Origin of the sequence: Tolumonas auensis DSM 9187 (genome assembly GCF_000023065.1) — a bacterium.
Lineage (GTDB): Bacteria > Pseudomonadota > Gammaproteobacteria > Enterobacterales > Aeromonadaceae > Tolumonas > Tolumonas auensis.
Map to the genome: position 1 here is coordinate 1,376,099 of NC_012691.1, position 9,426 is coordinate 1,385,524.

Consider the following 9,426-nt stretch of genomic DNA (forward strand, 5'->3'; position numbering starts at 1 on the left):
ACAGGAAGAGGATATAAGTTATGGACAAAATATGTAAATTATCTGCGCTGGCCGTGTTTATCTGTTTGTTCACGAATACCGCAGGCGCTGCATCGTTAGAATCGACGATAGCTCAATCGTTACTGGACAATCCGGAAGTAAAACAGGCGTATGATAACTATGTTACCAGAACGCATGTCGTTGGGCAGGCCGAAGCCGGTTACTACCCTAAAGTTGATCTCTATGGTGGTATAGGGAAAGAGAAATATGACAATGATGATGTTTCGGATGACGGACACACATTAACCCGTAAAGAAATGGGCGTTTCTCTGACACAGATGTTGTTTGATGGTTTTGACACCAGCAGCAATGTAGACAGAACAAAAGCTGAAGCAATGGCGCAAAAACATGCATTGTTTGCTCAGGCAAATAATACAGCTCTGCGTGTGACTGAAGTGTATCTGAACGTATTACGCTCTGAAGAAATATATCAGCTTTCAAAAGAGAATCTGGCTACCCATCAGGCAATCATGGCTGATATCGGTAAAAGAACAGATTCAGGTGTTGGTTCCACTGCAGACTATATGCAGATCAAAGGTCGTGTAGCCCGTGCTCAGGCTAATTTATCAGCCGCAGAAAATAATATGCTTGATGCCAAGGCTGAATTTTTCCGTGTGACTAACACTGAACCAATGGGCCTCACTCAGCCTGTCGCCAATGGTAAAGCACCGGCATCACTGTCTGAAGCAGTAGCATTAGCTCAGAAAGCACATCCTACTCTGCTATCTGCAGATCAGGATCTGGAAGCGACCCGTTTCCAATACGAAGCCTCTAAAGCAAACTTTTATCCTAAGCTCTCTCTGGAAGCTGATCAGACCTTTTATGAAGATATTGATGGCCGGGAAGGAAGCATCGATAGAGGTAAAGTCATGCTGATGGCTCGTTATAACCTGTTCAATGGTGGTGCAGATACTGCGCAAAAACGGGCTACCGCATCTCAAATGGCTGAAGCAAAAGATGTAAAAATGAATGCTTCCCGTCAGGTGCAGGAAGGTTTAAGCCTGGCCTGGAATGCAAGAGACTCGTTGCTGAAACAAAAAGAGTTCATGCAACAACATGTGCTGGCCAGTTATGACACCGTAATGGCGTACCGGAAACAGTTCTTGTTAGGCTCCCGCTCACTGCTGGATGTGCTGAATACAGAAAATGAACTGTTTGAAGCACGTCAGAGCGCAGTAAATACAGATTACGATGAACTGCATGCTGAGTACCGGATCCTGAATGCTACCGGCCAGTTACTGGATAGTGTCAGCTTTAAAGCGCCGGTTGAATGGCAGCAATAATTAACTGGTTATGAAGTTTCTGACCATGCTTTGGTCTGATTTCTACGGGGGACGATATGCTCTGTTATTTCTGAGTGTATTGTTCCTCAGTGGAAGCTCGTCGTTTTTACTGGCAGATGCACTTGATATAAAAGAGCGTCAGCTGGCAGATAAAGTGCAGGCCAAATATGGTGCGAGAGCTGCGCGCAGGGTTATCGACTGGCGATTATTAATTCAGCGCGCTCATGCAGAAAAATGGGATAAGCAACAGGCTTTGGAAGCAACCAACCGCTTTTTCAACCAGCAGATATTTATTGATGATATCAAGCTGTGGGGGCAAAACGATTATTGGGCATCACCAGTTGAATTTCTGGCGGTAGGTGGTGGTGATTGTGAAGATTTCAGTATTGCTAAATATTTCACATTACGTGAAATGGGTATTACTGATGAAAGTTTGCGGCTTATTTATGTTAAGGCTATTCATTACAATCAATTTCATATGGTAGTGGCTAATTATGCCACGCCAGCTTCTATGCCAGTGATATTGGATAATCTGGACCCTGTACTGAAACCAGCTAATTTACGAACAGATTTAGTGCCTGTATATAGTTTTAACGGTAGTCACTTGTGGTTGATGAAAGCTAAAGGTCAGGGGCAACTGGCAGGATCATCAGATCGGCTAAGTCTATGGTCAGGATTACAAAAACGGCTCACTGCCCAGAATTTTAACCGGCCAATTTTAAATTTGGACAATTAACCATGACTCTCTATAAGCAAATTCTCGCTTTTGTGATATGTCTTTTTGCTGGCCTATTGATCATTGCTTATGCAGTGCAGTTTCAGTCAACCAGAGATTATCTGGCCGAACAGCAACGGATCTCCGTTATTAATACTGCCAATTCGGTCGGGCTGGCTCTGACGCCATATTTAGAGACCGGCGATAAAATTGGTGCTGAATCGGTAATTAATGCCGCTTTTGATGGTGGTTTTTATCAAAAAATACACCTTGACCTTCTGGCGTCCAAAGAAACAATTGAAAAAGTAAACAAAGTGGAAATTGAAGGTGTTCCCCGCTGGTTTACCGAGCTTAATTTTTTCAAGAGTGAAACTTATGACTCTGTTTTAACCTCCGGATGGTTGCAGCTTGGCAAATTAGAAGTAACAGGACATCCGGGAGATGCTTACTTTCAATTCTGGCGGGCAATGTCCAATCTGTTTTTTGCATATATCGCGTGTTTTGTGGTTGTTTCAATATTAGTGATTGCTGCATTACGTATTTTACTGCGGCCATTAGATCTTATTCGCCGACAGGCAGTCGAAATTGAGAAGCATCATTTTAATAAATCAATTCCATTACCCAAAACGCTGGAACTCAAACAGGTTGTTCAGTCAATTAATACGCTTACGGTTAAATTAGCCAAACAGTTTAAAGAAGAGGCCGTTGCAGCGGATTCTTTACGGGAGCGCGCATTCAGGGATGCTGTTTCGGGGCTTGGTAACCGTGCGTATTTTATGGGGCAGATTAATGCGTGGATTGCGGAACATGGTACCGGTGGTGTGATGCTGATTGCCGTGGACGCGTTAGACGAAATATACCGAATTGATGGATATAGCGCGCGTGACCAGATGGTGAAACAGGTTGCCAATATTCTGCACGCTAAATTAGCCACCTTTGGTGGCGCTGCTATTTCGCGGATAAGTGCGACAGAATATGCGGTTCTTTTGCCAGGACTGACCAGCGAAGAGTTACTGGATATTGCGCATGTGCTGAACGAGGCTATCGCTGATCTTATTGTGAATCCGCTGGAGATTGATTCGGCGTTTTCTGTAATCGGTATTGCGGTCAGAAATGAGGATGAGGATTTATCTGCGCTGCTCACGAAAGCAGATAGTGCACTACGTCGGGCCAGAAATGAACGCTTAGGCGCGGTAACGATAGAACATGCGGAAAAAGCCGATACTTTCGGGCGGTTAGCCTGGAAAGAAATTATTCTTGAAGCGCTGGAACATGATCAGTTTGATTTTCGTATCCAGCCAGTCACGATGATCACCGGGGAAATGAGTCTACCTGCTGAATTATTCACGGGGATCAGATATCAGGGACAGCATTTCAGCGCGGCGCAATTCATTTCTGCTGTTGAACTGTTTAAGTTGGGTGAGAAATTAGATCGCTATGTTCTTGATCACGCTGTCTCTGTGCTTCAGGCAAATCCGGGCATGAGGATGTCTGTTAACTTAACAATCAGTAGTATTTCATCTCTTCCATTTTTGAGTTATCTGAATGAGTTTTTTATAAAAAACAGTGCAATATCCAATCGTATCGCTATCGAAATACCGGAAAATGCAATCATTCATCACCGTGAGTCGGTTAAATCTCTGAGTGAAATCTGCAGGCAATATAAGGTCATGTGGGGGATAGACCAATTCGGTCGTCACTTCCAGTCTCTGGAGTATCTGACCGAGCTGACACCTGTATATGTGAAGGTTGACCAGGGATATATGAGCATTATCAGTAAAGATGAAAATGCGCAGAGTGTTCTGGCAGCCGTGTGCAGAACAGCACATAACGCAGGGGCAATAACAGTTGTCACCCGGGTTGAAAATGAGCAACAAATAGATTTGATTAATCAACTGTTCGTCGATGGATATCAGGGCATAGTGCAGCCAGCCCGTGAAATCTGAGCTCTCAGGATTTAAAACTGACAACAGGGTGCATAACGGCACCCTGTTTTTATGCTGATGATTTTTTATTCGATTTTCTGCATCAATTATCTTCAATCGGCGCACTCTTCGCGCATTCTTTGCAACGTTCATTACCCACCCGGTAACTAAACTTAGTTTAACAAAGTTGTAACTATTATTTACGCTGTTGGGGTGGGTTATGAACAATCAAACAATTACTGAAGTATCCCGTGTGACGTTTATCTCCGGTGCCGCAAAAGTTCGCACGCCTGATGGCGAGTTACACGATTTAAAAGTCGGGGATATTTTGCAGCCGGGCACACAAGTCATACTGGCCGATGCCTCTGTTTTCGTTGTTGAAGCAACATCATCTGAAGTTCCCGGCGCCACTGCGCCTGAGGCTGTCGCGTCGACAGAACTTCCTGCAGATCAACAACCATCCATGCCTGCCATGGGGGCTGCCGCTGCCGCCGGCGATGATGTGCTGGCTCAGATCAATCAGATGCAGCAAGCAATTCTGGCTGGTGATGATCCTACTCAGGCATTTGAAGCCGCTGCTGCCGGTGTGGCCGCTAATGCGGGCGGAAGAGGACCTGGCAGTGGTAACAGCGGGTTTATTGCTGTTGATCGCGTCGGTAATGCCACTATTGCAGCCGCCGGATATGACACTGCTGCTCGGGGCGCAGCACCGATAGCTCATTTTGATGATCCTGCGGCGCTGATGGAAATCGTAAATCGTCCGACAAGAGCTGCTCCGGATACCAATACCGTTAAGGAAGACACACCGGCAACAGGTAATGTGCTGGCTAACGACAGTGATCCGGATGATGCTTTATCAGTCGCTAACTTTGTTATTAATGGACAAAATTTCTTAGCAGGTAGCACTGCCTCGTTAGATGGTATCGGTACATTAATAATTAATGCAGATGGCGGTTATACATTTACTCCTGCATCTGATTGGAATGGGGAAGTTTCCCAAGTTACTTACACCACTAATACCGGTGCTAGTTCAACGCTAGATATTAATGTTACACCGGTGAATGATGACCCTGATGCGGTGAACGATGATCCTGATGCCAATCCTGACGCGTTAACCACCAAAGAAGACGTTCCGCTGACTATCCAGCCCGCGATTTTGCTGGCGAATGATACGGATGTGGATGGCGATCTACTGAACATTCTCAGTGTGCAGGGGGCCGTGAATGGCAGTGTGTCACTGGTCAATGGCAATGTGGTGTTCACGCCGGACGCAGACTACCACGGTCCTGCCAGCTTCACCTACACCATCAGCGATGGTCAGGGTGGTACAGATACGGCGATGGTCAGTATTGATGTCACACCGGTGAATGATGACCCTGATGCGGTGAACGATGATCCTGACGCGAATCCCGATGCGTTAACCACCAAAGAAGACGTTCCGCTGACCATCCAGCCCGCGATTTTGCTGGCGAATGATACGGATGTGGATGGCGATCCACTGAACATTCTCAGTGTGCAGGGGGCCGTGAATGGCAGTGTGTCACTGGTCAATGGCAATGTGGTGTTCACGCCGGACGCAGACTACCACGGTCCTGCCAGCTTCACCTACACCATCAGCGATGGTCAGGGTGGTACAGATACGGCGATGGTCAGTATTGATGTCACACCGGTGAATGATGACCCTGATGCGGTGAACGATGATCCTGACGCGAATCCCGATGCGTTAACCACCAAAGAAGACGTTCCGCTGACCATCCAGCCCGCGATTTTGCTGGCGAATGATACGGATGTGGATGGCGATCCACTGAACATTCTCAGTGTGCAGGGGGCCGTGAATGGCAGTGTGTCACTGGTCAATGGCAATGTGGTGTTCACGCCGGACGCAGACTACCACGGTCCTGCCAGCTTCACCTACACCATCAGCGATGGTCAGGGTGGTACAGATACGGCGATGGTCAGTATTGATGTCACACCGGTGAATGATGACCCTGATGCGGTGAACGATGATCCTGACGCGAATCCCGATGCGTTAACCACCAAAGAAGACGTTCCGCTGACCATCCAGCCCGCGATTTTACTGGCGAATGATACGGATATTGATGGTGATTTGTTAAGTATTCTCAGTGTGCAGGGGGCCGTGAATGGCAGTGTGTCACTGGTCAATGGCAATGTGGTGTTCACGCCGGACGCAGATTACCACGGTCCTGCCAGCTTCACCTACACCATCAGTGATGACCACGGCGGTACAGATACGGCGACAGTCAGTATTGATGTCATCCCGGTGAATGATGACCCTGATGCTAATCCCGATGCGTTAACCACTAAAGAAGACGTTCCGCTGACCATCCAGCCCGCGATTTTACTGGCGAATGATACGGATGTTGATGGTGATTTGTTAAGTATTCTCAGTGTGCAGGGGGCCGTGAATGGCAGTGTGTCACTGGTCAATGGCAATGTGGTGTTCACGCCGGACGCAGATTACCACGGTCCTGCCAGCTTCACCTACACCATCAGCGATGACCACGGCGGTACAGATACGGCGACGGTCAGTATTGATGTCACATCGGTGAATGACCCACCAGTACTGGATCTGGACGGCGACGATTCCACAGCCTCAGGGGCTGCTTACAATACTCACTATGCTGCAGGAGGCACAGCGATATCTATTGGTGACATCAATGACATCGTAATCACAGATCCCGATGTATCCGACGATATCACCAGTGCCACTATTACGCTGACCAACCCGCAGTCAGGCGACGTACTGACGGTAGGCACTTTACCGAGCGGTATTGCCTACAGCATCAGCCCGGATGGCTGGGTGGTCACGCTGACCGGTAGTGCCAGCCGGGATGCTTATGAAATGGCGATTGCGGCAGTCACTTTCTCCAATACACTGGATACGTTGTCATCAACCAATCGCACAATTGATGTTGTGGTTAATGATGGCGATATAGATTCCAATCATGCAATAACAACGATTGACATAAACCCATATGTTACTGTCAACATTGTTCAGGATCTGATGAGTGACGATCAGACCAGTCAGGTGACCTTTACCTTCAGTGAAGCTGTGACTGATTTTACACAGACTGACCTGACAGTTACCGGCGGTACAATTTCCATGCCGGTAGATAGCGGTGATGGTATCCATTGGACTGCTATCTTTACACCAACTCCTGGTTATTCCGGTGCAGCGGAAGTGACAGTAGAAGATATGAGCTACTACGACCTGGCGGGTAATGCGGGTAGCAGTGGTTCAGATACTGTTTATATTTCCCCGATTTCTTATCAGGATGCAGATACTGGCTGGTTGATGAATGATGACTCTACTGCAAATTCTTTTGATATGAAGGTTAGGGGAGGGAATATTACTATCGCTAAAGGCGGTACAATTTACTGGGATATATTGGTGAATGATACCAATAACGATGCAACGCTTACATTTGAGCTTGATAAGTTTGACCCCAATATGACGGTAACTTATGAAAAATTATATAGTGCTGACGGTAATATTATCTTCCGGGTTTATGTAACTGCTACAGCAGAAACAATCTTGGCTCCGGATGATCAGTTTTATATCAATGTAATAAATGCCAGTGGTAGAGCCATGGTGCTTAACTCTGATGAATTTGTCCGGCCACATAACAACTACAACGTTGACTATTCTGATCCTGATATCTTCGACAGCGGTACTATTGTACCAAACAACACGACCGCTGATCAGGATTGGCTAAGCAACTATTCACAATACCCGGCAACTGACCCTGCTAACAGTATTATCAACGGCGGCGAATTCACTTCCGGCATCGTTCTACAGACCGGTGTAACACAGTCCTACTATGGTGGTAATGATATCGTCTACGGCACAACCGGACATGACACATTGCTCGGTGGCGACGGTAATGATTTTATCTCCGGTCGGGCAGGAAACGATATGTTGTATGGTGGTGCAGGTAACGACACTTTAGTGGGTGGTTATGGCATCGATAAGCTATATGGAGATGATGGCAACGACATTCTGCTGGGTGGCCCAAGTAATGACATCCTGGATGGTGGTAGCGGTATTGATACTGCGATGTACAGCGATGCGACTTCCGGGGTTACTGTGAATCTGAGCACTGGTACAGCTACAGGCGGGGATGGTACCGATATTTTCTCAAATATCGAAAATGTCACTGGCTCTAATTTCGGCGATACCCTGACAGGTAATGACAGTGTCAATGTGCTTGATGGTGGTATCGGTGCTGATACGCTTACCGGCGGTCTGGGTAATGACATCCTGACGGGTGGCGATGGTGCGGATATCTTCAAATGGACATCAGCAGATATCACATCATCTGGTGCTCCGTTTACAGATACCATCACCGATTTCTCCATGGCGCAGGGTGATTTACTGGATTTAACCGACGTACTGACAGGTGAACCGGTCAATGATCTGAGCAGTTATCTGAGTTTTGATACTTCAGGTAGTGATATGGTGATCTCTGTTCATGCATCCGGAGATGTGAACATTACTGACATGACTATTGTCATTCAGAATCCGACAGATAGTTTGAATGATTTACAAAACTATCTGCAGAATAGTACAGGGGTTATCCACTAAAACAACGGGTGGGAGCAGCGTGTCTGCTCCCTGTTTATTCTTAACAGAGTAATTACGCAGATGATTGACTGGATCAGTGTTGATGATGTGCTTTACCGGTGGGACGGACAAGAAATTGTCTGTGAGACGGGTGTTGGTTATTCAACAAGGATAGAAGGCAATCACCTGGATGGTTTAGAGATAAATGATGGTTCGGATAATGTTTCCGGACGGTTGTTTGTTGATTTTGCTGCCGGAACATTGGCGTATGAGCCATTTGATGATCAGCCGTCGGAGGAGGTATTGCATTACTCTCTTGATGGCAATGAAACAGAAGTGAGCTTATCGCAACTGCCTCTTATGGTTGCACTGAATGATGTGCTTACCGTTGAGGACGACGCAGATATCTGGTCATCCATTGCTAATACATCGCAGTATCATGTGGAGGCTCCGGGGGCTGATGTTTTTCATAATCCATCTGATTCTGTTGAACATACCGCTTTGCTGGATGACGGTGATACAACACTGGACCTGATATTGCAGAATATAGGTGATACGGCGCCGGTTGTGGCGGGCATACCTGATCTGATATCTGTCCCCGCTGATTTTGATAGCGCCTATCTCAATTCAGGACTAGCAGATCCTCTGGACTCACTGCATTTCTATAATGCAGGCGGTAATGGAGAACACAGTTGATTATTTTTGTGTCTGTTGAGGGGCTTGCTCAGAAATAAGTAAGCCCTTTTCATTCGATTTTCTGCATTCATTATCTTCAATTGGCGCACATTTTGCGCATTCTTTTCAACGCTTGTAATCCATTTGGTAACTAAACTTAACTCAACAAAGTTGTAACTATTATTTACGCTGTTGGGGTGGGTT

5 protein-coding genes are annotated in these 9,426 nt (G+C 46.6%); all 5 read left to right on the forward strand.

All coding sequences use genetic code 11. The annotated features are described in order from the left end of the window. The first annotated feature begins 20 nt into the window (after nucleotides 1-20). On the forward strand, nucleotides 21-1,322 hold the full coding sequence (locus TOLA_RS06445) for a TolC family outer membrane protein (protein ID WP_012729477.1): 1,302 nt from the start codon (nucleotides 21-23) through the stop codon (nucleotides 1,320-1,322). 10 nt (nucleotides 1,323-1,332) lie between these two features. Continuing rightward, on the forward strand, nucleotides 1,333-2,058 hold the full coding sequence (locus TOLA_RS06450) for a transglutaminase-like cysteine peptidase (protein ID WP_012729478.1): 726 nt from the start codon (nucleotides 1,333-1,335) through the stop codon (nucleotides 2,056-2,058). Between the two features lie 2 nt (nucleotides 2,059-2,060). Continuing rightward, entirely contained in the window at nucleotides 2,061-3,983 is a 1,923-nt protein-coding gene (locus TOLA_RS06455; RefSeq protein ID WP_012729479.1) for a bifunctional diguanylate cyclase/phosphodiesterase, read from the forward strand. A gap of 199 nt (nucleotides 3,984-4,182) precedes the next feature. Further along, complete coding sequence (locus tag TOLA_RS06460; protein ID WP_012729480.1) at nucleotides 4,183-8,568, forward strand: retention module-containing protein; 4,386 nt, start codon at nucleotides 4,183-4,185, stop codon at nucleotides 8,566-8,568. 60 nt (nucleotides 8,569-8,628) lie between these two features. Next, nucleotides 8,629-9,243, forward strand: coding sequence for a hypothetical protein (locus tag TOLA_RS16335; RefSeq protein ID WP_012729481.1), 615 nt, complete (start codon nucleotides 8,629-8,631; stop codon nucleotides 9,241-9,243). Nucleotides 9,244-9,426 lie beyond the last annotated feature (183 nt).

Excerpts from the sequence above, each read along its gene's own strand:
- TOLA_RS06445 (WP_012729477.1), top strand. The coding sequence starts at position 21 with ATGGACAAAATATGTAAATTATCTGCGCTGGCCGTGTTTATCTGTTTG.
- TOLA_RS06450 (WP_012729478.1), top strand. The coding sequence starts at position 1,333 with ATGAAGTTTCTGACCATGCTTTGGTCTGATTTCTACGGGGGACGATAT.
- TOLA_RS06455 (WP_012729479.1), top strand. The coding sequence starts at position 2,061 with ATGACTCTCTATAAGCAAATTCTCGCTTTTGTGATATGTCTTTTTGCT.
- TOLA_RS06460 (WP_012729480.1), top strand. The coding sequence starts at position 4,183 with ATGAACAATCAAACAATTACTGAAGTATCCCGTGTGACGTTTATCTCC.
- TOLA_RS16335 (WP_012729481.1), top strand. The coding sequence starts at position 8,629 with ATGATTGACTGGATCAGTGTTGATGATGTGCTTTACCGGTGGGACGGA.